The 22,520-nt window shown below is 48.4% G+C and carries 18 protein-coding genes and 1 tRNA gene; 10 read left to right on the top strand and 9 right to left on the bottom strand.

Translation table 11 applies throughout. The features are described from left to right. Position 1 precedes the first annotated feature (1 nt). The 8 genes from ACLHR0_RS21145 to ACLHR0_RS21180 form a co-directional block, all read right to left on the bottom strand. Positions 2–1,402: an ATP-binding protein gene (locus tag ACLHR0_RS21145; RefSeq protein WP_370907634.1), complete on the bottom strand. Its 1,401-nt coding sequence runs from the start codon at positions 1,400–1,402 to the stop codon at positions 2–4. Positions 1,403–1,438: 36 nt separating this feature from the next. Then, entirely contained in the window at positions 1,439–2,152 is a 714-nt protein-coding gene (urtE, locus tag ACLHR0_RS21150; RefSeq protein WP_436489282.1) for an urea ABC transporter ATP-binding subunit UrtE, read from the bottom strand. After that, the gene (gene urtD, locus ACLHR0_RS21155) at positions 2,149–2,904 is read right to left on the bottom strand and encodes an urea ABC transporter ATP-binding protein UrtD (protein WP_429049976.1); all 756 of its coding nucleotides are present in this window, start codon (positions 2,902–2,904) and stop codon (positions 2,149–2,151) included. Before urtD ends, urtE begins: the two co-directional genes overlap by 4 nt. A 1-nt stretch (position 2,905) precedes the next feature. Further along, on the bottom strand, positions 2,906–3,985 hold the full coding sequence (urtC, locus tag ACLHR0_RS21160; RefSeq protein WP_429063506.1) for an urea ABC transporter permease subunit UrtC: 1,080 nt from the start codon (positions 3,983–3,985) through the stop codon (positions 2,906–2,908). A gap of 11 nt (positions 3,986–3,996) precedes the next feature. After that, a complete protein-coding gene (urtB, locus tag ACLHR0_RS21165) occupies positions 3,997–5,640 on the bottom strand; it encodes an urea ABC transporter permease subunit UrtB (RefSeq protein WP_436489284.1) in 1,644 nt (547 codons plus the stop codon). A gap of 52 nt (positions 5,641–5,692) precedes the next feature. Further along, positions 5,693–7,000, bottom strand: coding sequence for an urea ABC transporter substrate-binding protein (gene urtA / locus ACLHR0_RS21170; RefSeq protein WP_370907629.1), 1,308 nt, complete (start codon positions 6,998–7,000; stop codon positions 5,693–5,695). Positions 7,001–7,045: 45 nt separating this feature from the next. Continuing rightward, positions 7,046–8,335 (bottom strand): hypothetical protein, encoded by a 1,290-nt coding sequence (locus tag ACLHR0_RS21175; protein WP_436489287.1) that lies wholly within the window; start codon positions 8,333–8,335, stop codon positions 7,046–7,048. Positions 8,336–8,912: 577 nt separating this feature from the next. Then, on the bottom strand, positions 8,913–9,506 hold the full coding sequence (locus tag ACLHR0_RS21180; RefSeq protein ID WP_429049965.1) for a 2OG-Fe(II) oxygenase: 594 nt from the start codon (positions 9,504–9,506) through the stop codon (positions 8,913–8,915). 163 nt (positions 9,507–9,669) lie between these two features. On the opposite strand from ACLHR0_RS21180, the gene ACLHR0_RS21185 reads away from it, so the two are divergent. From ACLHR0_RS21185 to ACLHR0_RS21220, 8 genes are all read left to right on the top strand, one after another. Next, complete coding sequence (locus ACLHR0_RS21185; protein ID WP_429049963.1) at positions 9,670–10,233, top strand: RNA polymerase sigma-70 factor; 564 nt, start codon at positions 9,670–9,672, stop codon at positions 10,231–10,233. 74 nt (positions 10,234–10,307) lie between these two features. Next, positions 10,308–11,378 carry a FecR family protein gene (locus ACLHR0_RS21190; protein ID WP_436489289.1) on the top strand — a complete coding sequence of 357 codons (1,071 nt, stop codon included), beginning with the start codon at positions 10,308–10,310 and terminating at the stop codon, positions 11,376–11,378. Positions 11,379–11,526: 148 nt separating this feature from the next. Next, on the top strand, positions 11,527–14,889 hold the full coding sequence (locus ACLHR0_RS21195) for a TonB-dependent receptor (RefSeq protein WP_436489291.1): 3,363 nt from the start codon (positions 11,527–11,529) through the stop codon (positions 14,887–14,889). A gap of 19 nt (positions 14,890–14,908) precedes the next feature. Continuing rightward, a complete protein-coding gene (locus tag ACLHR0_RS21200; protein WP_436489293.1) occupies positions 14,909–16,546 on the top strand; it encodes a RagB/SusD family nutrient uptake outer membrane protein in 1,638 nt (545 codons plus the stop codon). A gap of 46 nt (positions 16,547–16,592) precedes the next feature. After that, positions 16,593–18,584, top strand: a complete 1,992-nt coding sequence (locus ACLHR0_RS21205; protein WP_436489295.1) for a hypothetical protein — start codon at positions 16,593–16,595, stop codon at positions 18,582–18,584. A gap of 76 nt (positions 18,585–18,660) precedes the next feature. Then, positions 18,661–19,029 (top strand): YccF domain-containing protein, encoded by a 369-nt coding sequence (locus ACLHR0_RS21210; RefSeq protein WP_429049951.1) that lies wholly within the window; start codon positions 18,661–18,663, stop codon positions 19,027–19,029. Positions 19,030–19,092: 63 nt separating this feature from the next. Next, positions 19,093–19,293: a hypothetical protein gene (locus ACLHR0_RS21215; protein WP_079472574.1), complete on the top strand. Its 201-nt coding sequence runs from the start codon at positions 19,093–19,095 to the stop codon at positions 19,291–19,293. A gap of 245 nt (positions 19,294–19,538) precedes the next feature. After that, positions 19,539–20,213: a nuclear transport factor 2 family protein gene (locus tag ACLHR0_RS21220; RefSeq protein WP_436489297.1), complete on the top strand. Its 675-nt coding sequence runs from the start codon at positions 19,539–19,541 to the stop codon at positions 20,211–20,213. Between the two features lie 24 nt (positions 20,214–20,237). Here the strand turns inward: ACLHR0_RS21220 and ACLHR0_RS21225 are convergent, their stop codons facing one another. Continuing rightward, entirely contained in the window at positions 20,238–20,816 is a 579-nt protein-coding gene (locus ACLHR0_RS21225; RefSeq protein ID WP_370907624.1) for a YdeI/OmpD-associated family protein, read from the bottom strand. Positions 20,817–20,930: 114 nt separating this feature from the next. Here ACLHR0_RS21225 and ACLHR0_RS21230 point away from each other — a divergent pair. Both ACLHR0_RS21230 and ACLHR0_RS21235 read left to right on the top strand, forming a co-directional pair. Continuing rightward, positions 20,931–21,006: transfer RNA gene (locus tag ACLHR0_RS21230), tRNA-Lys, on the top strand. Positions 21,007–21,253: 247 nt separating this feature from the next. Continuing rightward, positions 21,254–22,513 (top strand): site-specific integrase, encoded by a 1,260-nt coding sequence (locus tag ACLHR0_RS21235; RefSeq protein WP_436489300.1) that lies wholly within the window; start codon positions 21,254–21,256, stop codon positions 22,511–22,513. The last annotated feature ends 7 nt before the right edge of the window (positions 22,514–22,520 follow it).

The following is a 22,520-nucleotide window of genomic DNA, read 5'->3' on the forward strand; positions in this document are numbered from 1 at the left end:
GCTAAAAAGTTATTGCCAACTGTACAATTGTTCCGGTGTTGGGTGTTGAATTGATTTGAAGCGTTCCGCCCAGCAATTCCGCCCGCTCTTTCATATTACGGATGCCATTCACCTTTTTGGCCTGTTCGGAAGAGTAAAGCTGCTGGCTGTCGAAATGAAAACCGTTGCCGTTATCCCTCACCGTCAGCTGCAGGAAATTGGCCGTACCGTCAATATCTATTTCAATGGTATCTGCATCAGCATGTTTGATGGCATTGTTCAATGCCTCCTGCAAGATACGGTAAACGCCTGTCTTTACTTCCTTTGGCAGCGGCGCCGCCGCTAAGGTGTCTTCCAGCTGGAAGTCTATACCAGGGGCTGTTTGCCGGCAAAGTTTAATCAGTTCATCAATGGCGGCCCGCAAGCCGAAATCTTCCAGCACACTGGGTAACAGGTCGGCGCAAATCCGTTTGGTTTCATTGATAATGCTGTACATCATGGTATTCACCATGGCAATTTCAGGATCGTGCTGCATACTCCGGTCTTCTATCTGTTCCAGCTTCATACGCAGGCTGGTGAGCATTTGCCCGATGCCATCATGTATTTCAGCGGCCACCCGCTTACGCTCTTTTTCCTGCCCGTTGATAATGGAATACGACCGTATGCGCTGCTCCGTTTCCTGTCGCAGCAATTTCTCCTGGTTGGCCAGTTGCACCTGCTCTGTTAACTTGCGTGCGCGCTCTTCGGCATCTACCAGCCCGCGGATAATTTTCCGGATGCGGGTAGATAACGGGTAGAAGATCACCCCTGCTTCCAGCATCAGCGTAAACAGCACCAGTCCCAGCACGATGTATTCAATTTCCTTCAGGTTGCGGATGCGTTCTTTAGAAAATCGGTCGTAGTCGAATACAATCAGCTCCATACCCAGCAGGTACGACTTTTCATAGGCCAGTATCGTTTGCACATACGGCCGGATGCGCTCCGGTTTAAAGGCACTGTCGCTGTACAGTACCGTAATCATTTTACTGGCGGCATCCCATATTTCCTGGTGGGGATTGCGGATAATCTCGAACATCTGCTTCAGCTCATCCTGGTCGTTTGCCGGTAAGTTGAGAAAGTTACTGCCGGCCTGTAAGCCTTCGTGCGATTTCTGCCACTGCTTCAGCGTATTGATAAATTCTTTCCGGTTATCATCTATATCCCTGCCGGATTCCAGTAGCAGCGCCAGTTTACTCAGCGTTTGACTGTACGTTCGCAGCTTTCCTGCAAAGTTGATTACATGCGAATCATTCATCTGGTGGTTCAGCGCCTGCTGGATCTTTATCTGGCTGAATACAGATAACAACGCAATAGTAGTGAGCGCCACCGCGTAGAGGATGGTGAAGATCTTAAAAATACTTCTGTCTTCGGATACAGGATGCATAATGTTAAAGATAAATAAAACCCGCGCCCGGTGGCATCACACCGCAATATGTTTTTCCAGTTCCGAGTGCTTCAGCTCTTCCGCGGTGCCATCCAGCACCATCCGGCCACGGTCCATGAAATAGTAATGATCCGTTACCTGGTTGGCGAAATCTATTTTCTGCTCCACCAGTAATACCGACAGTCCCTTTTGCTGTACCAGCTGTTGCAGGATACTGCCAATTTCCTGCGCAATGGAAGGCTGTATCCCTTCTGTAGGCTCATCGAGCAACAGGAGGGAGGGGTTGCTTACCAGTGCCCTGGCAATAGACAGCTGTTGCTGCTGCCCGCCGCTCAGGTTACCACCCGCGCGTTTACGGAAATCTTTCAGGATGGGAAACAGGCTATAGATCTCTTCTTCCGGGATCTTTGCTTTCCGGTTGGGATGCGCTTCCAGTCCCAGCAGCAGGTTTTCGTATACCGATAGTTTCGGGATAATTTCCCTGCCCTGTGGTACGTAAGCGATGCCGGCCTTTGCTTTTTTATGCGGCGGCAATGCTGTAATGTTTTCATTGTTGAAAACGATACTGCCTTCCTGCGCGGGCAGCAGTCCCATAATCGTTTTGAGCAGCGTGGTTTTCCCTACGCCATTGCGGCCCATCACGGTGGTAACGGCGCCTTTTTTTACGGCAAGGGTAGTGCCGCGCAAAATGATGCTCTGTCCGTAAGCGGCAGAGATATTGTTGATGGTCAATACCGGTGTGCTGATCATAATGTTTCAAGTTGAGCGTTAGTACGGCCTAAATAGCAATCAATTACCCGCTGGTCATTCTTAACTTCCGCAAAAGTGCCTTCCATTAATCGTTTGCCACGAACCAGTACCGTCACCAGTTCGTTGGCTATCTGTTCTACAAATTTCATATCATGTTCAATCACAATGATGCTGTGCGCTTTGGACAACTCCAGTAACAACGCACCGGTTTTCTCCGTTTCTTCATCACTCATGCCGGCAGCAGGTTCGTCTATCAGCATCAGTGTAGGGTCCTGCAATACCACGATGGCAATTTCCAGCCATTGCTTTTGCCCGTGCGAAAGATCGCCGGCCAGTTTATACATTACGTTGGTGAGCGACAGCTTCACGGCTACGCTGTGTATCCTCTCTGCCAGCGCCGGTGTGGATTTGAAGAAGAGGGAAGAAAAGATGTCCTTCTTCATTTTGGCCGCCAGCAACAGGTTGTCGTGCACCGTTAATCCCGGGAAAACGGAGGGCTTCTGGAATTTCCGGCCTATGCCGGATTCCGCGATCTTTACTTCGGTTTTCCCCAGGATGGATTTGCCATTGAAAAATACTTCGCCTTTGTCGGCTTTTGTTTTTCCGCAGATGATATCGAGGAAGGTGGACTTGCCCGCTCCATTCGGACCAATGATCACACGTAGTTCTTTATCGCGCAAACTGAAATGATCCAGGTTCAGTGCATGTACACCGCCAAATGATACCGCCAGGTTGTTTACGTTGAGTAGCATATCAGTGTGTAGTTTGAGGCGTTTTAAACCGGGCAGCGGAGATCTTTTGTTTGATAGTCTCCAGCAGGCCCATAAATCCTTTATCAAAATATAATACCGTGATCACAAACAGGAAGCCCAGTATAAACAGCCATGAATCCGGGAATAAACTGGTGCAGATGCTATACAGGAAGTTCACCAGCAAGGCCCCCAGCACTGCGCCTTTCAGGTTGCCCCGGCCACCGAGCGCTACCCACATCACCATTTCCACCGATGCTTTTACATCCATACGGCCGGGTGTGATGATGCCTGTTTGCGGCAGGTATAACATACCGCCTACCGCGGCTAACAGTGCCGCCACTACGAAAACCGCCAGCTTGTAATCCACCACTTTGTAGGCGGCGTAGCTGATACGCGATTCACTGTCGCGGATCGCCTGCAATACTTTCCCGAACTTGGAGTTGGTGATCCGGTAGCAGAAAAAATAAGCGGCACACAATACTGCAAAGGAGATCATGTACAGCGCAAGTTTTACGGAAGATGAAGAGAGGTTATAACCCAGAAGGGTGTTGAAATCGGTAAGACCGTTGGTACCACCAAGATTGGTTTCATTCCGTAAAAAGATGAGCCACATCGCCAGCGTAAGCGCCTGCGTGATGATAGCCATGTACACGCCTTTGATCCGGCTCCGGAACAACACAAAGCCCACTACAAAAGCAAAGAGGGCAGGGATTAGCAGGCATAGCGCCAGCGACCAGCCAAACGAATGAAATGGTTGCCAGAATAACGGTAACGTATCTATTTTATTCCACGCCATAAAATCGGGCAATACAGCGCCCGCCGCCACTGTTTTCTTCAGCAGCAGGTGCATGGCAATGCCATAGCTGCCCAAACAAAAGAAGAAAGCCTGGCACATGGAAAGGATGCCGGTATACCCCCAGATGAGATCAATACCCAGTGCCGCTATGGCAAAGCAGAAATACCGCCCCCATACAGAAATGGTATTCACGGAGAGGAGCCCCGACAGGTAACCCGCCGGCAACAGGATCGCAAAAATTGCGATGAACAATATATAATACAGTGGATTGTTTTTCGTTTTCATATGCCCGGTTTTTAATCTTCCGCAACGCGGCCTTTGTCAGGAAATAAGCCTTTGGGTTTATACTGCATGAACAGCATAATAAACACCAGGATAAACACTTTGCCGTATACCGCCTGGAAAAAGGATTCTGATATTTTGGTGAAGAAGCCAATGCCCAGCCCGGAGAAGATAGTGCCGGCGAGTTTGCCCACACCGCCTGTTACTACTACCAGGAAAGAATCTACAATATAAGTTTGTCCCATGTCGGGCACCACGTTGCCAATCAGCGTAATGGCGCAACCAGCGAGGCCGGCCAGCCCCGAGCCAATAAAGAAAGTAATGGATGCCACACGCCTGGTTTCTATGCCCAGGCAGGCGCTCATCTGCCGGTTTTGTGTAACGGCCCTGATCTGTAATCCTAGCCTGCTGCGGTACAGCATCAGGTAAGTGAACACCACCATCAACAGGGTGAGTACAATGATAAAAATGCGGTTATAGGGTAAGGTAAGATGTGGCGATACCTGCCATCCACCGGATAACAGTTGCGGCGTTTTCACCGCTGTAAGATCGCCGAATAACAAACGGGCGGTTTGTATCAGTATTAAGCTCACGCCCCAGGTAGCCAGCAGGCTTTCCAACGGCTTGGCGTACAGGTGGCGTATGACCAGCCGTTCGAGTATCCACCCCATTGCGCCTGCTACCATGAAAGAAAGGGGCAGGGCGGCGAGGAAGAAAAGATCTGTTTGCGGAATGCCCAGTGTGTGGGTGAAAAATACCTGCGTGCAATAAGTAGTATAGGCGCCTATCATCATAAACTCGCCATGCGCCATGTTGATGATACCTGCCAGTCCGTATACGATAGAAAGTCCCAGGGCAATCAGTATAAGGATGCTGCCAAGACTCAGCCCGCTAAAGAAGTTCTGTATCCTTTGCAGGCTGTCGTAGCGTTTCTCCAGGCTGATGGCCTGTGCTGCGGCATAGTGGGCTGTTTCCTGGTTTAAGAACCCGGCTTTTGCATAGTTTCTCAGCAGCACGGGTGCATTGTCGCTCCAGTTGTCGCCGATACTGTCAATATACGCTTTGGCGGCAGCGGTGCTGGCGGCGCTGTATAAGCGGGCGGCGTACAACACATCTTTACCGGTGCGCCGCGCATCCGCATTGGTTTCTTTTGCCAGTGCGGCCTGCAGGATAGGGAGTGTGGCGCTGTCGCCCGCGTTTTTCAGCTGAGTATAAGCGAGGATACGTTTTTGCGCATCGTTGCTGAACAGGTTCAGCAGCGGGGCTATCCCTGCCAGTTGCAGCCGGTCGGCGCGGGGAATGTCTACCGTTTGGAGGGCTGACAATGGTAACAACAGCGGTTGCCCGCTGCTGTTGGTAAGGAGTCTGTTATCGGGATAAAGGGAGTAAAGCCGGTAGGTTCCTTCTCCGGTCGGTTTGCTGTCCACCGTTACCGCCTTATGATCCAGCAGGTACAGCTTTTTATCATTGATCGCCATCAGCAAAGGAAAGGTGGCCGGTATCCGGAGGGCGGCCAGTCTGCCAATAGCCTGCGTTCGCACGGAGTCGTTAGTTGGTTGCAGCAGCTGTGCGGTGTAGATGGAGGCGCTGTCCTGTGCCGCTACTTTCAGGGGTAGCAGCAGTAAGCAGCACATCAGCATCCGTAGGGAGATTTTCATCGCATCGTATTTGATAATTTGGAAATAGCCTGTCTTTTTAAAAAGTACCCGCTTATTTTTTAGCGTAAGTACCGTTGTGGTTCACCCAGTCGCAGTCTTTATCAGGAGACGTTAACGGCGACCATGGCTGCGGATCCACGAGTCCTTCGGATTTCCAGATGATATCAAATTGTCCGTCGGGTTTTATTTCGCCGATCACAACGGGCTTTGCCAGGTGATGATTTCTCGGGTCCATTTTAACCAGTCCGTCGGGAGAAGGGTAATCCAGTCCGTACAGTGCGTTGCGCACTTTTGATACATCGAAGGAGCCTGCTTTTTCAGCGGCTTTTGCCCAGAGATAAACACCGGTGTAAGCCCAGCAGATAGGATCATCTGTTACTCTTTTATCGCCGCCGGGTAATCCTTTTTTGGCGCAGAAGGCTTTGAAGTCGGCTACAAACTTTTTGTTTTCGGGCAGGTCGTTCGACTGGAAGTAGTTCCATGCCGCGAGGTGTCCTACCAGGAATTCTGTGTCCATAGAGCGGAGTTCATCTTCTGCCACAGAAAATGCCATGATGGGGCAGGTAGCGGCAGAAAGGCCCTGGTTGGCAAATTCTTTATAGAAAGGCACATTGGAATCGCCGTTGATAGTAGAAAGGATACAGGCTTTACCATCTGCTGCAAAGCGTTTTACTTTAGAGATGATGGTTTGGTAATCCTGGTGATGGAACGGCGTATATTCTTCAATGATATTTTCTTTCGGGATGCCTTTGGAGAGCAGGTATGCTTTCAGGATTTTGTTGGCAGTGCGGGGAAATACGTAGTCTGTTCCGAGCAGGTAGAACTTTTTATAGCCGCCGCCTTTTTCACTCATAAGGTATTCCGCGGCTGGGATCAGCTGTTGATTGGGGGTGGCGCCGGTGTAGATCACGCTGTTGGAGCATTCTTCTCCTTCGTATTGCACCGGGTAAAAGAGCAGGCCGTTGTTCTGTTCAAAAACCGGCAGTACGGATTTGCGGGATACGGAAGTCCAGCAGCCAAATACGGCAGATACTTTTTTATCGATCAGCAGTTCTTTGGCTTTTTCTGCAAACAGGTCCCAGTCGGATGCCGGGTCTACGATCACCGGTTCTATTTGTTTGCCGAGTACGCCGCCTTTGGCGTTGATTTCATCTACTGCCATTTGCACGGCATCTCTTAAAGATACTTCAGAGATGGCCATGGTGCCGCTGAGTGAGTGGAGCACGCCTATTTTAACCGTTTCTTTGGAAGTGGCAGAGTCGCTGCTGCCGGCTTTTCCGGCGCTGTTGTTACAGGATGAAAAGAGTGCGGTGGCGCCGAGGAGCAGGATGGGTAGTTGTTTCAGGAAAGCGTTTCTCATGTGTTGTATTATTTTATAAAGAAGATGAATGAATGCGTATGTCCTTTAGAAAATGAAGAATTGAGCCTGCAGCCAGAGTTGTCCGAATGTTTTTTTCGTGTAGTCGTCGGCGGTAGCAGTGGCCACGTTGTAGGTACGGGTAGTATAGGAGAGGCGCAGGTTAGTCCCGGTGCCATTGAAGAAGTAGTTTAGTCCTCCCCCCATTACAGTGCTGGAGTTCATCTTATCAAAGTTGGTGGGTTTTACGGTGCCGGCTTGTGCGGCTTCGGCGCTTACATCCTGGTTTTCGTACCGGATCCAGGGTTGCAGTTTTGTTTTTTTGAAGTAGTAGCCGAGTTCCAGGAACTGAACGGTTTGTTTAGGAATGAGGGTAGCAAAGGAGTATTTGGAATCCAGTTTGGTGCCGCCGGTCATGTACTGGAAGGCTGCATTTACTGTAATGGAGCCTGCATTTCCCAGCGGGTGGTCAAAGAATACATCCGTGCTGAGGTTGTAGTAGGTGGCCTGTGCATCGAATCCTGCGGCCCATGCGAGTGTTTTACCATTGCCCAGTTTGGTGCCGGCATAGTAATAGTCCTTTTCCGCATCGAGGAAGTTGTAGGCAACACGGCCTACGGTACGGAGTGGTGCGCCGCCATCTACATTGCGGCCGGTGAAAACTCCCAGCCGGTATTCCAGTTTATCGTTGGCAAGGAATCCGCGGGCGTTGATCCCGAGATCGCGGCCAAAGTTTCCCTGCAGCGGGCTGTTGGCAAACAGGTTATAAGGGTACTGGAAGTAGGTGAAGTCGTTGGCCATTAAGCCGGCGGCGCCCTGTAAGCCGTTACGGTTGTTGGACACCAGCTGCATCCCTGCCACCAGCTGGAAGGCATTGGTGAAAGTATATTCCAGTTGTGCATCCAGTATGATGGGCGACACCTTTACATTCTTCTCGCCATTGGATTGTATGCCGATGGGAGAAGGGATTTCCGTTTCCATAAAGAAGCTGGCCTTTTTCGTAAGCTGGCCGCCCACGAGTACCCTGGCGCGGTAAATGGAAAAGCCCTTGTTCCAGTCCTTCGCCGTTTTATCGTTACTGGGGGTGCCAAAGCCTGTTTGCTCGCCGGAGGCGAACATATGAACAATGGCGCCTACCTGGATAGAAGGTTTAAAGGGGAGGTCTGAAGCCTGGAAAAGGGTGATAGCTTTTGCGCTGTCGTTGCTGGTATTTAAAGAAGCGGGCAGTTCAATTAAGTAACCGCCTCTCTTTTTCTTTTTAGGGGGATCGTTGTTTTCGGCTTTCGCAATAAATGGAGCAGTGGCAAGTATGAAGATAAATGTGGCTGACAATTTCATAAAATAAGTAATTAAAAATTAGATAATGTACTTAAGTACTTTTTTGGTTGATCGATCAGTATACTTAAGTATAAAAGTAGAAGATTAATTTACTTAATTCATATAATTTTTAGAAAAAGTATTAAAAATCGTGTGATGTGCTGATAATAAACGTACATATAATTTATTATAATATAACTGTTGAGGCTGTTTTTTACTTGATTAAGTAAGTTGATTTATAGTATGTTGTAAGATAATATAGGAGGACCAGGAAAAATTTTGCTTCCCAGTTATACTCTTATATTTAATAATATTATATATATTAACTATGTAACGATAGAATGGAGGAGCAACCTATCTCCGGATAAGGTCCGAGGCAGTGTTGCTGCCACCCCGATTTTGAGATAAGCCATAGATAAGCCGTATTTAAGCCTTAGATAACTCGTATCTATTAGATACGGCTTAGCTATGGCTTATGCGTAAGTAAACTATGGGTATACTTGAATAAACATGATTGGATACCAGCATGAGCTTTACACGCAGTACCGGGAGGACATGGCCATGCAGGAGAAAATGAATGGTTTTGGAGAAAGTGGCCTCAGCGTTTCAGCCAGCCGGTGATACTCATCCTGGGTTTATGGGTGAGCTGCACTTCATGTTCCAGTTCACTGCTTTTAAAGAAAACGGTTTTGCCGCTGCTGGGATCTACCTGCTGCGCATCGCCATTGGCATGGTAAATAGATAGCTGCCCCCCATCGGCGGGCAACCAGCCGGTATTGAGGTAAATGATCATGGAATATTGACGGCTGTCGTTATTGCGGAACTGATCCAGGTGTTTCTTATAAAAGCTACCTGTTTCATACAAGGTGTAATGAAACTCATACCCGGTAATGCCGGTGTAGCACGACTGGTTCAGGTAAGCTACGAAGGCATCCATCACATCAAAAAAGGCATTTTCATGCGCGTTGTTGTGTTGCCTGTCGAGCCAGTAAATAACATCCCCGCGAACGGATTTGTCCTGGTTCACCAGTGACTGATTACCGGTACCTGCGGCCAGCATATTTTTTTCGGAGTGAAGATGAAACAGGTTTTCTTTTAAGTCGTTGGAAAGCTGACTGCTTAAAAAATTTTCTGAGATACCTACTTTGCTTTCAATGAAGCTGTTAATTAATGTGTCAAAGGCCTGTTGCAAAAAGGGGCGTGCTTATAGGAACAGAATTATTCCCATTCCGGTGAAGGTAGCGGGAATAAACAGATTTAGCATCATTAGTAGTTAATATTCTCGTAAAACAGGTTAATATCTGCGTGTATTTTATTTTGCAATCTGGTAACTTCACGGCGAAAGTACCTGCCACATGACCGAAAACAACAGCGCCGCACCAACGCAACAGGAAAAAGAGAAGCGCTTTGCGGCGCTGTTTGAACTGTTTAATGCGCGCCTGGTACTCTTTGCAAAATCCATGCTCCCGGCAGGAGAAGAAGCCGCAGATCTTGTCCAGGAGGCATTTGTAGCGTTGTGGCAACGGTTGGAAAGTTTCAGCGACACATCGGCTATCAAAGTATTCCTCTATCTCACCGTTAAAAATAAATGCCTGAACATTTACAAACATGAAAAAGTAATACGCAGGTACCAGCACCGTCAACTCCCCGAACAGGAAGAAAAACACATGATGCTCCGGCTGATAGAAGCAGAAGTGGCAGGCGAAGTACAACAGGCATTACAGCAACTGCCCGCCGGCTGCAGGAAGGTTATTTATCTCAGCTACTTTGAAGGGCTGCGTAATCATGAAATAGCAGCACGGCTACAGGTATCCGTTAATACCGTGAAAACGCAGAAAACACGCGCCTTGCAGCTAATGCGCGGACTATTGAAAAAACAGCCGTTACACCTGCTCGTCTTTTTAGGCAAAGTATTTTAGAAAAAAAATCTTTAAAAAAATCCACTTCTTCTTTCACCCACTTTTTAAAACTGGTTGTTTATGTACTACCAGTTATGGAAAATACCAGCAAACACCTAGTCATCGCGCAGCTGATAGCCAGGCAGCTGGCGGGAAACATTACGCCCGCGGAACAGCAGCAGCTGCAGGCATGGAAAAAAGAAGATCCGGCTCATGAGCAATTATGGCAGCAACTCACCCATCCCGGTTACCTGGATGAACGGGTGACGGCGCTTGGTGAAACGGAAAATAAAACCGCATTTGATAAACTAATGATGCAGGTACGCCACCTGGATGCCGCACCAGGTATACCAGTGCTTACCCGGAATAGCCGGCGAAGATGGCTGCAATACGCTGCCATTGCCATGCCTTTATTGGCGGCCATTTCCATGGGATGGTACCTGCGTGGGAAACAGGCTTCTCCGCCAGCGGTGTACCCGGTGAACGGCACCGGCAGGGAAGGTGCGCCGGCAGCATGGCAACAGCTTGTTACGCCAAAAGGAATGGAGGATAAAGTTGTGCTTCCCGATGGCAGCCACGTATGGGTAGGCGCCGCTACCTCGCTGCGGTTCCCCGCCACCTTTAGCGGAAAGGAACGCCGCGTGGAACTGGACGGAGAAGCCTATTTTGAAATAGCTGCTGATCCGCAACACCCTTTTGTGGTGCATACCAGCAAAACAACTGTGCAGGTGCTCGGCACTGCCTTTAATATAAAAGCGTATAAGGGTGAACGTTATGAACGCACCACGCTGGTATCCGGCGCCGTAAAAGTATCCGCGGCAAACAGTACCAACAGCCGGTTATTGGCCCCGGGCCAACAGGCGGTGGTCAATGGCGCTATCGCTGTGGAATCCACCGACGTGGACGCTGCCCTCGCCTGGAAAAGGGGAGTGTTCATTTTCCGCAGCGAAAAGTTATCGGACATCCTGGAAGAATTATCCCGCTGGTACAACGTAGTGATTGTTACCGAATCATCCGTAGATGGTAACGCGCATTTCACCGGCCGCATTATCAGAAGTGAACAATTAGATGATATACTGCAATTCCTCGAAGCAACCGGGAAGGTACATTTCTCCCGGGAAGGCCAGCTGTTAAGGGTAAGCGCTGGCCGCAGAAAAACAGATTAATACAACCAAATCAGTTATTCCATGTAAGCAGGATCAAAAAGAAAACCGGGAATGCGCGAACACTCCCGGCTTATAATGCCAAACAACCTGTATGTACTGTGAAAAGGGAACAGACAGGTATTGTCTAACTATTATGCTAAACAAAGTTATGAAAAAAATTGGATGCTCCGGGTACCTCCCGGACGACAAACTATTGCTGGTATTCATCTCCCGTACAATGCGTATTACCTTACTCCTTACACTGATGTGCATCTTACAACTGCGCGCAGCCAGCTACTCCCAGGAAATTAAGTTATCCGTTTCCCTGAAAGAAGCAAAAATTTCAAGCCTGTTTAATTTCCTTCAGCAAAAGAGCGACTACCAGTTCCTCTACAATGATGAAGACCTGCAGAAGATGCCGGTCATCACTATTTCCCTTCATGATGCCACCATTCCGCAAATCCTGGATGCCGGCTTCAACGGGTTACCACTGGGCTACCGCATCACTAACAAAATGGTAGTAGTATTTGAAGCGCCTGAAAAAATGCCGCTTCAGCAGGAACACACCATTAGCGGCATCGTGAAAGATACAGAAGGAAAGCCGCTGGCTGGTGTTAGCGTAGGGCTGCAACATTCCGCCAATGGCACACAAACCGATCAGAACGGACACTACACCATCCGGGTAAAAGAAAACACCGGCACACTCGTATTTTCCTTTATCGGCTACCAGAGAAGAGAAGAAGCCATCCGCACAAGAAGCGAAATTAACGTTGAGCTGGAAGCCAGTATTTCCGCGTTGAACAATGTAGTAGTGATTGGGTATGGTACTAAAAAACAGGTAAATGTCACCGGCGCTGTATCCAGCGTAAAAGGAACAGAACTGAAACAAAGTCCTTCCCCCAATTTATCGAATGCACTGGCAGGCCGCATTACCGGTGTAATTGCCAACAACCGCAGCGGTGAGCCGGGAAACGATTTTTCGTCGATCCTTATCCGTGGCAAAGGCACCCTCAACGATAACAGCCCGCTGATAGTGATCGACGGTGTAGCCAACAGGGGCTCCTTCGAACGCCTTAACTCCGATGATGTGGAAAGCATTACCGTGCTCAAAGATGCTTCCGCCGCTATTTACGGCGCACAAGCCGCCAATGGGGTTATCCTCGTTACCACAAAAAGAGGCAAACCTGGCAAGCCCGTTATCTCCTACAATGGCAGCTATGGCGTTGCACAGCCCACCTATATTACCAAATTACTCAATGCAGGGCAGTACGCCACCTACATGAATGAAAAATATACCCGGTCCAATAAACCCCTTTTGTTCACGGACGAGGATATACGAAAATATACCGACGGCAGCGATCCGCTGGGTCATCCTAATACCGACTGGTACCACTCGGTTCTCAAAAAATATTCCCCGCAAAACCGTCATGCCCTGTCGGTAAACGGCGGCAGCGACCGCGTGGATTATTTTATCTCCGGTGAATACCTTTACCAGGACGGGATCTATCGCAAATCAGCTACCAACTATCACCAGTATAACCTGCGCTCCAATGTAGGCGCCAGCATCTCCAAAAACCTGAAGGTAGCGGTGGATGTTTCCGGCAGGATGGAAGACCGGAAATATTCCAACTACAGCAGCGGCACTATCTTCGGCGAAACATTATCCGCTTATCCCACGTTACCTGATTATTATCCCAACGGGTTGCCAGGCCCCGGGCTGGCTGGCGGGCGCAACCCTGTGCTGATGGCTTCCGGCGCTACCGGCTATAACAAGGTGAAGGATTTCTTCGTACAATCTAATTTATCGTTTGATCTGAAATTGCCCGCCCTCACACCCGGCCTGTCGCTGAGCGGACTGGCAGCCTACGATTTCCAGTTCCATAACGATAAAACATTCCTCAATAACTGGGATGCATACCGGTACGATCCTGCCACCCAGAAATATAACAACGTACGCGATGCAGAAAGCCCCATGCGGTTGGATGAAGGATTCCGTCATTACAATAATAAAACCTATAACCTCCGGCTGGCCTATGAAAGAAAATTCCATCAGCATGAGGTAAGCGGTTTTGTGGCGTATGAACAAAGTGAAGGATATAACGAAGGCATCACCGCTATGCGCAAAAATTTTCTCAGCGACCAGGTAGACCAGATTTCATTAGGTGCGGATAAAGACAAAGACAACAGCGGTTCAGCAGCGCAGGTGGCGAGGCGAAATGTTTTTGGAAGGGTGAGCTATGGTTATGCGGATAAATATCTGGCAGAAATTATCATCAGACATGACGGGTCTTTTAATTTTCCTAAAAACAAACGTTGGGGTACCTTCCCCGGTGTTTCAGTAGGGTGGCGTATTTCAGAGGAACCCTTCTTTCAGCAATCGGTGAATTTTATGGATCAGCTCAAAATAAAGGCATCCTGGGCGCAAATGGGGAACGATAAAATTAATCCTTACCAGTATATTTTACAGTATAATAAAGATAACGGGGTGTATTTCGGAAATGATCCGCAAAGAGTACCCGGGCTTTCTGCCGGCATTTCTCCCAACCCCAATATCACCTGGGAAGTGGCTGAAACAAAGAATGTGGGCATAGAAGCATCTTTCCTGAAAGGGATGTTTACCCTGAATGGCAACTACTTTACTTCCCGCCGCTCCAATATCCTGGTAGCGCGGAATGCCTCAGTGCCGGCATCTACCGGGTTAACGGGCAGTTTGCCTCCGGAGAATATTGGTATTGTAAATAACCACGGATTTGAAGTGGAGGCAGCACACCAATACCGCGTGAGTAAAGATCTGAGCTATAGTCTAGGATTTAACTATACCTACGCGCAAAACGAAGTGGTGTTTAATGATGAAGCGGCCAACATCCCATCCTGGCAGCGGATCCAGGGCCACCCGATGAATTCCTGGCTGATCTATAAAACTACGGGCATCTACCATAACCAATCTGAAATAGATGGTTCCGTACACCCGGCAGGAACCCAGCCTGGTGATATCCGCTATATAGATGTAAACGATGATAAGAAAATTACTTCCGACGACCAGGTGCGGGTTTTTGAAAGCACTACGCCCACCAGTATTTATGGCATTACCATGGGCGTGAACTATAAAGGAATTGGTCTGAACGTGCTGTGGCAGGGACAGGCAGGCGCAAAGATGCTGATTCTTCCGTCGCAGAACGGCGGCGCCTTAACACCACCCTTATGGATGTACGAAGACCGCTGGACGGCCACTAACGTGAATGGCAGTATGCCCGCATCATTCGATCGTGATAATGACATTACCAACCGCCAGTCGGATTTCTGGTTGCGGAACGCTTCCTTTCTCCGGCTTAAAACAGTAGAACTTTCGTATACTTTCCCGGCTGCCAGTCTTTCCCGTTTCAAGCTGCAGCAGCTGCGGGTATACGCCAATGGCTTTAACCTGCTGGTGTTCAGCCAGGTGAAAAAGTATGATCCGGAGTTGAACAACGTAACCGGCAACTACTATCCGCAAACGAGGATCTTTAATATGGGCGTGAATCTTTCTTTCTAAATTATCATAATTAATAATCATGAACAAAACGATATATAAACTTTTTGCAGCGGGCATAGGTGCATGGGTAAGTTTATCTGCCTGCAATAAAGATATCCTCGACAAGCAACCTCCGATGAGCTACTCTGATGAAGTGATGTGGTCTGATCTGCGGCTGGTGGAAGCTTATGTGAATTCGAGGTACTGGATATTGCCCCACTTTATCGACGCTTCCACGAAAGCCAGTACTACCGGTCTTTCCGGCGCTTCCGACGAAGGTTATGACCACTGGAACTACGAAGGCGAATTCCGCTTTAACCTCGGGCAAATTACGCCGGATTACACCGGCCTGGATAACTGGACCGATGACTATGCATATATCCGCAGCTGTAATATTTTTTTTGAAAGAATAGCAGGGGTGAAGGGAGATGAAGACCTGCGTAACCGGCTGACCGGTGAAATGAAGTTCATCCGTGCCTGGTGTTACTTTGATTTGCTATGCCGCTATGGCGGTGTGCCGCTGATTACAAAATCGTATACTATTGCCGATAGCAGTTTCCTGGTAAAACGTGATACTTATGAAGCAGGTATAAATTTTATTATAAAGGAGCTGGATGAGGCGTTGCCACTGGTGCCCTACGTTTATAACAGCAGCAATACCGGTCGCATTACGAAAGGCGCCATACTGGCTTTCAAATCCAGGGCTTTGTTGTATGCTGCCAGTGCGCTGAATAATGCTGCCGGTGACAAAGCCAGGTGGCAGCTGGCGGCAGATGCGGCCAAAGCCGTGACAGACCTGGCCGCGCAGGGATATTACCAGCTGGATCAACGGACAGATTATAAACAGCTCTTTCTTGATAAAAAAACACCGGAAGCAATTCTCTCCTTCGGCATGAATGCCACTTATGGCGATAACTATATTGATGTTTATATTTATCCTAACGGTTCACATGGATATTCCGCGTATGTGCCTTCGCAGAATATAGTTGACGAGTTTGAAATGAAGAACGGGAAACCTGTCACAGATCCGGCTTCCGGGTACGATGCCACACATCCCTATGACAACCGCGACCCACGCTTTTATGCAGATATCCTGTTTAACGGCGCCCCGTTCAAAGGCAGAACGGTAGAATATTTCACAGGGGGCATGGACAGCCCGCAAAGCAACGTGGATAACTGGAATGCGAGCCTCACCGGTTATAACTGGCGCAAATATGCGGATGAAACCAATACGAATATCGATGGCGGCAGCGCGCAGAACTGGATTATTTTCCGGCTGGGGGAAATTTACCTTAACTATGCGGAGGCAGCCTGGGAGCTTGGCGATGAAGTGAACGCGCGTAAATACCTTAACCTGGTACGTTCCCGCGCCAGTGTGAATATGCCGGACGTTACCGCTACAGGTACCGCGCTGCGCGACCGGATCTATCATGAAAGAATGATTGAGCTTTGCTTTGAAGGGCACCGGTTTTTTGATGTCAGGCGCTGGAAGATTGCTGCTATCACCGATAATAAGCCATTGAAACGGGTAAGCATTGACAAAAAGGCCGATGGTACTTTTACGTATACCTACCCGACGCTGCAAAACCGCAAGTTTAATTTAAATAATTACCTGTTTCCCATACCTAAAGAGGAGATGAATAAGAATAATTTACTGGTGCAGAATCCAGGCTATTGATAAATATTTCGTCCATTGTTTCCCCTTTTTTTTAATTTGATGATACATGAATCGTATTCGCACGTTATTACTCAGCTGCCTGTTAACGGGCATTTCCTGTTACGCAACCGCGCAGGAGGCCCGCTGGGAACTGGCCGCAGATGGCGGTATCCGCTGGACGGTAAAAGATTCCCGGCCGCATACCGATCACATTGAAATGAGCGGCAAGCAACTGTCGGCCATCATCACCTATGGCACAAACGAACAGCGGGAACTGCTGTTAAAAAAACAGTTGGTGTTCCCGATGCTGCGCACCATTCCCAATAATACCCATGCCAGCCTGAAAGTTGATTTTACTGGTAGTGAGCTGCCGCCGGTGACGGTAGATGGTGTGCTGCTCCGGTCTATACCTGTTGGTTTTTATCTTAAAGGAATGCTCCGCATTCATTCCCGCAGTAATACAGCGATGGGGGTAACAGATCTGCTTTCCCCTTCTGTAGATAAGGCTGGTTTTATACAATTGCGTGAGCTGGTGAATAATGGCAGCCGTGTTTGCCATGTGCAGGTGGACAGCCTTGTGAAAGAACAGCATACTGCGGCTGATAAAGGCGTGTACGGGGAATATGCCATCCGTTCGGAAGTAACCGGGTATGGCAGCTTTGATTTGCAGCCCGGAGAGAAGCATTCCGTAGCGATAATTTATTCCGCCCGTAAAATGAGTATGCCTGCTTACCATTTTTCGCCGGGTTATGAGTTGGGAAGACGGGAAGCTTTTGTGCAGGAGCTGATGCGGAACCTTGTGCTGGAAACACCTGATGATACTATTAACCGCGGCTTCGATTTTGCGAAGTTGCGGGCAACGGAAAGTATTTATGACACCAAGGCCGGACTGATGCACGGTCCGGGTGGAGGGGCCTATTATGCCGCTATCTGGGCCAATGATCAGGCAGAATATGCCAACCCGTTTTTTCCTTTCCTGGGAAATCTCAACGGCAATGAATCGGCCGCCAACAGTTTCCGTTTATTTGCCACTTATATGAACCCCGCTTTTAAGCCCATTCCAAGTTCCATTATTGCGGAAGGGGATGGGTACTGGAACGGGGCTGGCGACCGGGGTGATCAGGCCATGATTGCTTACGGAGCCGCCAGGTTTGCACTGGCTTCCGGCGATACTGCTATGGCGCGGCAGTTGTACCCATTGATTAATTGGTGTTTGCAATACCTGGAGCTGCACAAAAGGGCAGATGGGATCATTACTTCCGATGCCGATGAGCTGGAGGGACGTTTCCCTGCGGGCAAGGCTAATCTTTCCACCAATGCCCTGGCTTACGGGGCATACCAGGGTGCGGCTTACCTGGCTAAAGCACTGGGCTATCGCGATACGGCCGCATTGTATAACAAACGGGCTACGCAGCTTGGCCGCGACATGGAATTGTTTTTTGGTCGCCGTGTACAGGGATTTGATACCTACCGTTATTACGAAGAGAACACTGTGCTGCGCTCCTGGATCTGTTTGCCGCTGGTGATGGGGCTTAATCAACGCCGGGATGCGACCATGAAAGCGCTGTTATCGCCTTATTTGTGGACGCGGAACGGTATCCTCACTGCGGCCGGTGATCATACTTTCTGGGACCGCTCCACACTGTATGCTTTCCGTGGGTTATTTTTTGCGGGGGCTACTGATACCACCCTGAAATACCTGGCGTATTATACCCGTCAGCGTTTATTGGGTGAGCATGTGCCATACCCGGTGGAGGCCTGGCCGGAGGGGGATCAGCGTCACTTGTCGGGCGAGAGCGCGTTGTATTGCCGCGTGATTACTGAAGGGCTTTTTGGTATTGTTCCCACGGGGCTGCGGAGTTTTGACATGTGTCCGCGGTTGCCTGCCGCCTGGAACCAGATGGCTTTGCGCCATATCAGGGCTTTCGGCGCGGATATGGATATTACCGTGAAACGTTTGGGCGGGCAATGGAAGGTGACCGTAACAAGTAAAGGGAAAACGGTATTGGCGAAAAACTGGGACGGTATTTCTCTGATCCCGGTATTATTGCCGGGTTAAAAAGGAGGAGGGTATTTTTTTGAGAGAAATTGTTCCGCGTCCTCCAAATGTGCCTTAACCTATTTACATTTGAAAGATGAACTTAATTGGTAACATCATCTGGCTCATCTTCGGGGGCTTTTTTGCATTTATACAGTATATGGTCAGCGGTTTTCTCCTTTGCCTGACGATTATCGGTATTCCGTTTGGATTGCAGTGTTTTAAGATTGGTTTCTTTACTTTGTTTCCATTTGGCCGGCAGGTGAGAGACGTGCCGGGGCAAACGGGTTGCCTGGCCACGATCTTCAACATTATCTGGATCCTTATCGGCGGTGTATGGATAGCGCTCACGCACCTGGTTTTCGGTCTGCTGCTTACTATCACCATTATCGGCATTCCCTGGGGCCGGCAGCATTTTAAGCTGATGAGCCTGAGCTTTACGCCTTTTGGGAAAGAAATCTTCTAACGGTTGTGTGTGCCGCTATTGGCATGACTATTGGATTTCTGTTTTCGGACTAAAAACTGAAATATGAAAAAGATATTGTTTGCAGCAGCAGCTGTAGGTACTGCAGCCTCCCTGGTTATCTTATATCTCAGAAAACGTCAACAGGGACAGGATTTGCTGGAAGACGCCAAAGATTCCGTAAAGAAATCTGCCGGTACGATGCGTGATTACGTGCGTAAAGCAAAGGCAGAGGCCAATGGAATTTATAGTAACGCAATGGGGTAATCCAGATAACTTTTTGAAAGCGCGTCCTGTCACGGGACGCGCTTTTTTTTATCCAGTCGAAATTAAATGCAGCTGATTTGCCGGGAAAATAGTAGGTTTACGGCATCAGTATTTTCACCACATATCTCCTCCCGGTTACCAAAAACCGGTTTTCCCCGGAAAGGGACAGGGTTTCCTTTCTTTAATATTTCCACACTATTTTAATGCAAACAGGTGCTTATGTGCACATTTAACCAGGTAATTACATGTCATCAATATCCAATAAGGCCATTGTACTGGCCGCATTCAAACACCTCACCGGGGAGCGCAACACCGGTGTAATAGATACTTATCTTCATGGTTCCTACATCCAGCACAGTCCTATGGTAAAAGACGGCAAGGCCGGTTTGCTGGAGGCGCTGGCGTACCTGAAGCAGCAACCCGCTCCTGCAGAGGCAAAATCGCCCGTAGTGCGTGCCATCGAAGATGGCGATTACGTAATGCTGCATATGGATGTGGCTTTTATGGGTAAAAACGTGGCGGTTGTGGATCTTTATCGCCTCGAAGAGGGGAAGTTGGCAGAGCATTGGGATGCCACGCAGGAACAGCCGCAAAATGCGTCTATAACGGAGGGCGCCACTGCCATCACTGACCTGCATCTCACTGCCGGTAACAAGATCATTGTAGAACAATACCTCCGGGAGCCTGATGCCGCGCTGCTGTCGCCCGGTTATCGTTCACATGATATGGGTTATTCAGTACTGGAAAACCCCAGGGTTCACCGCATCATAGGAGAGGGGAACTTTGTAATGGCGCAATGTTCCACTGCAGATGTAGTTTGTTACGATATATACCGGCTACATGAAGGATTGCTGGCCGAGCACTGGCGGGTGGCACAGGCTATTCCCGCAAAGCTGCCGCATAGTAATGGAATGATATAGTTTTTTTACAGCTGGAATGGCCGGTCAGTGAAACTTTTCGTGCCGTTCCAGCTTTGCGATGAAATCGACGATACGCTTCGCCCTTGTTTCTGCCTTTTTCGCGTTTTGTAACCGGAAGTAAATAGCGAATTTATTTTGCTTGTTCAGCGTTTCAAAGAAAGCCGCCGCCTTTTTGTTCTTTTTTAATGCCGCCATAAAATCGTCCGGCACCGTTGCCTCACTCTGCGTAGCGTAGGCCTTTTCCCAGCGGCCATCGGCCTTTGCCAGCTCCACCTGGTGGATACCTGCAGGCTTCATCTTCCCTTCCGCCGTAAGGCGCTCTATATGTTTTGTATTCCTTTCCGACCAGATGCTCTTAGCCCGTCGCGGCGTAAATTTTTGTATAAAGGATTTTTCATCAACGGACTTCGACTGGCCGTCGATCCACCCGTAGCACAACGCTTCTTCCAGTGCCTGGGCATAATTAATAGAAGGGATTTTGGTATCTTTTTTATACATGCGCAGCCATACGCCATCTTCCTGGGCATGATTCTTTGCGAGCCATTTCTCCCACTGCTGCTGGGTTTCGAAGAAAAGTTCGGGTAGTTCTTTAGGAGTTGCCATAGGTATAAAGATAGGGATTTGATGTACGTGTATGCATGGGGGTTAGCATTTTTTTTAAGAATTATTTGGAAGTTTTAAATTAATTCCTACTTTTGCACTCCCATTAAATGAAACGATTCCCTAGCTCAGTTGGTAGAGCAATACACTTTTAATGTATGGGTCTTGGGTTCGAGTCCCAAGGGGATCACCATAAAGAATACAAACAGTATCAAAGCCGCATAAATCGCACGATTTACGCGGCTTTTCTGTTTTCCGGCTACAAAGGTTTATCATTCAAAACGAAGGTGAATGGTAACATAAAAGGTTACACCTGCAATACTTAATTTTAGTGTAACCTTTCTCTCTGTAATGCTTCACTGATCAGGGTTTTAGGACTTCAAACCAAAACAATTAACACCAAACAACACCAAAGGCGTTAACCTAAACCCACAAAGAACATGAAAGTCAGTCAAGAATTATCAATTTCATTCTGGTTAAGGAAGGACAACAACAACCCCGACAGCAAGGCAACTATTATGCTGCGGATCACCATCGACGGACAGCGCGACGGTTTCTCGCTGGGGTACCAGGTGGAACCGGCACGGTTCAATAATAAAGCGGCCGAAGTTGCCGGCAAATCGATGGAGGCCATTGAGATTAACAAGCATATTCTCCATGTGAGGGGAGAGCTGATCCGGCATTATAATCTTCTGAAGGCACAAGGGCCTACCATTACTCCCACCATGTTAAAGAACGCCTATCTGGGTGTTCACATCGAGAAAAAGACCCTGATACAGGTGATCGACTACCACAACGCAAAATTCAAAGAGAAAGTAGAAAAGGAAAAACGCTCAGACGGTACGCTGAAGAAATGGTACACCACGAAGGAAAAGCAGGTTGCTTTCCTGAAGGCGGTATTCAAAATGCCCGATATTCCGCTGGAACGAATTGAGTATGCGTTTGCGGAGGACTTTTTCGATCACATGACCCTTACAGAAGGTATCCAGGATAATACCGCCATGAAATACCTGAAAAATACTAAACAGGTCTTAAAACTGGCGGTCCAAAGAAAATGGCTTAGTGTGAATCCTCTGGAGGATTACGTGTGTACCTATGTAAACCCAGAACGAGATATTCTGAGCATGGAGGAGCTAAGCACTTTATATTATAAAGATTTCAAGATTCCTCGCCTGCAGGAAACCAAAGACGCCTATCTTTTTATGGCACTTACAGGCTATGCATACAAGGATGCACTGATGCTGAGCCCTGATAATATCGCCAAATTCTTTGACGGAGAAGACTGGATCATTAAAAATAGAGAAAAGACCTGGTGCCGTGAAAATGTTCCCTTGTTACCTATCGCAAAGGAAATTCTTGCCAAATATAAAAATCATCCCTACTGTATAGCCAACAATGTGCTTTTACCAATCAATAGCAATCAGCGTTTCAATGGTTACCTCAAAGAGGTAGCAGACATTTGCGGTATCAACAAAAATCTTACTACTCATACCGCCCGGCATACTTTTGCAACAACCGTCACGCTGGCCAACGGTGTGCCGCTGGAAACAGTAAGCGCGATGCTGGGGCATAAATCAATACGTACCACACAGATCTACGCTAAGATTGTCGCCGGTAAAGTGAGTAGTGACATGAAAACCCTGAAAAATATCTTTAACCTTGCACTGCCGGACTCCCTCATGTGCGCAGCTGTGGCTTAGTTGAGTT

The organism is Chitinophaga sp. ARDCPP14 (assembly GCF_051362515.1).
Lineage (GTDB): Bacteria > Bacteroidota > Bacteroidia > Chitinophagales > Chitinophagaceae > Chitinophaga.

What these genes read in the sequence shown, in the direction of transcription:
- ACLHR0_RS21220 (WP_436489297.1), top strand. Translation starts at nt 19,539, where the DNA reads ATGTCATCAATATCCAATAAGGCCATTGTACTGGCCGCATTCAAACAC.
- ACLHR0_RS21200 (WP_436489293.1), top strand. Translation starts at nt 14,909, where the DNA reads ATGAACAAAACGATATATAAACTTTTTGCAGCGGGCATAGGTGCATGG.
- ACLHR0_RS21185 (WP_429049963.1), top strand. Translation starts at nt 9,670, where the DNA reads ATGACCGAAAACAACAGCGCCGCACCAACGCAACAGGAAAAAGAGAAG.
- urtA (WP_370907629.1), bottom strand. Translation starts at nt 7,000, where the DNA reads ATGAGAAACGCTTTCCTGAAACAACTACCCATCCTGCTCCTCGGCGCC.
- ACLHR0_RS21175 (WP_436489287.1), bottom strand. Translation starts at nt 8,335, where the DNA reads ATGAAATTGTCAGCCACATTTATCTTCATACTTGCCACTGCTCCATTT.
- ACLHR0_RS21195 (WP_436489291.1), top strand. Translation starts at nt 11,527, where the DNA reads ATGAAAAAAATTGGATGCTCCGGGTACCTCCCGGACGACAAACTATTG.
- urtE (WP_436489282.1), bottom strand. Translation starts at nt 2,152, where the DNA reads ATGATCAGCACACCGGTATTGACCATCAACAATATCTCTGCCGCTTAC.
- ACLHR0_RS21145 (WP_370907634.1), bottom strand. Translation starts at nt 1,402, where the DNA reads ATGCATCCTGTATCCGAAGACAGAAGTATTTTTAAGATCTTCACCATC.
- ACLHR0_RS21215 (WP_079472574.1), top strand. Translation starts at nt 19,093, where the DNA reads ATGAAAAAGATATTGTTTGCAGCAGCAGCTGTAGGTACTGCAGCCTCC.
- urtB (WP_436489284.1), bottom strand. Translation starts at nt 5,640, where the DNA reads ATGAAAATCTCCCTACGGATGCTGATGTGCTGCTTACTGCTGCTACCC.
- urtC (WP_429063506.1), bottom strand. Translation starts at nt 3,985, where the DNA reads ATGAAAACGAAAAACAATCCACTGTATTATATATTGTTCATCGCAATT.
- ACLHR0_RS21235 (WP_436489300.1), top strand. Translation starts at nt 21,254, where the DNA reads ATGAAAGTCAGTCAAGAATTATCAATTTCATTCTGGTTAAGGAAGGAC.
- ACLHR0_RS21210 (WP_429049951.1), top strand. Translation starts at nt 18,661, where the DNA reads ATGAACTTAATTGGTAACATCATCTGGCTCATCTTCGGGGGCTTTTTT.
- urtD (WP_429049976.1), bottom strand. Translation starts at nt 2,904, where the DNA reads ATGCTACTCAACGTAAACAACCTGGCGGTATCATTTGGCGGTGTACAT.
- ACLHR0_RS21205 (WP_436489295.1), top strand. Translation starts at nt 16,593, where the DNA reads ATGAATCGTATTCGCACGTTATTACTCAGCTGCCTGTTAACGGGCATT.
- ACLHR0_RS21225 (WP_370907624.1), bottom strand. Translation starts at nt 20,816, where the DNA reads ATGGCAACTCCTAAAGAACTACCCGAACTTTTCTTCGAAACCCAGCAG.
- ACLHR0_RS21190 (WP_436489289.1), top strand. Translation starts at nt 10,308, where the DNA reads ATGGAAAATACCAGCAAACACCTAGTCATCGCGCAGCTGATAGCCAGG.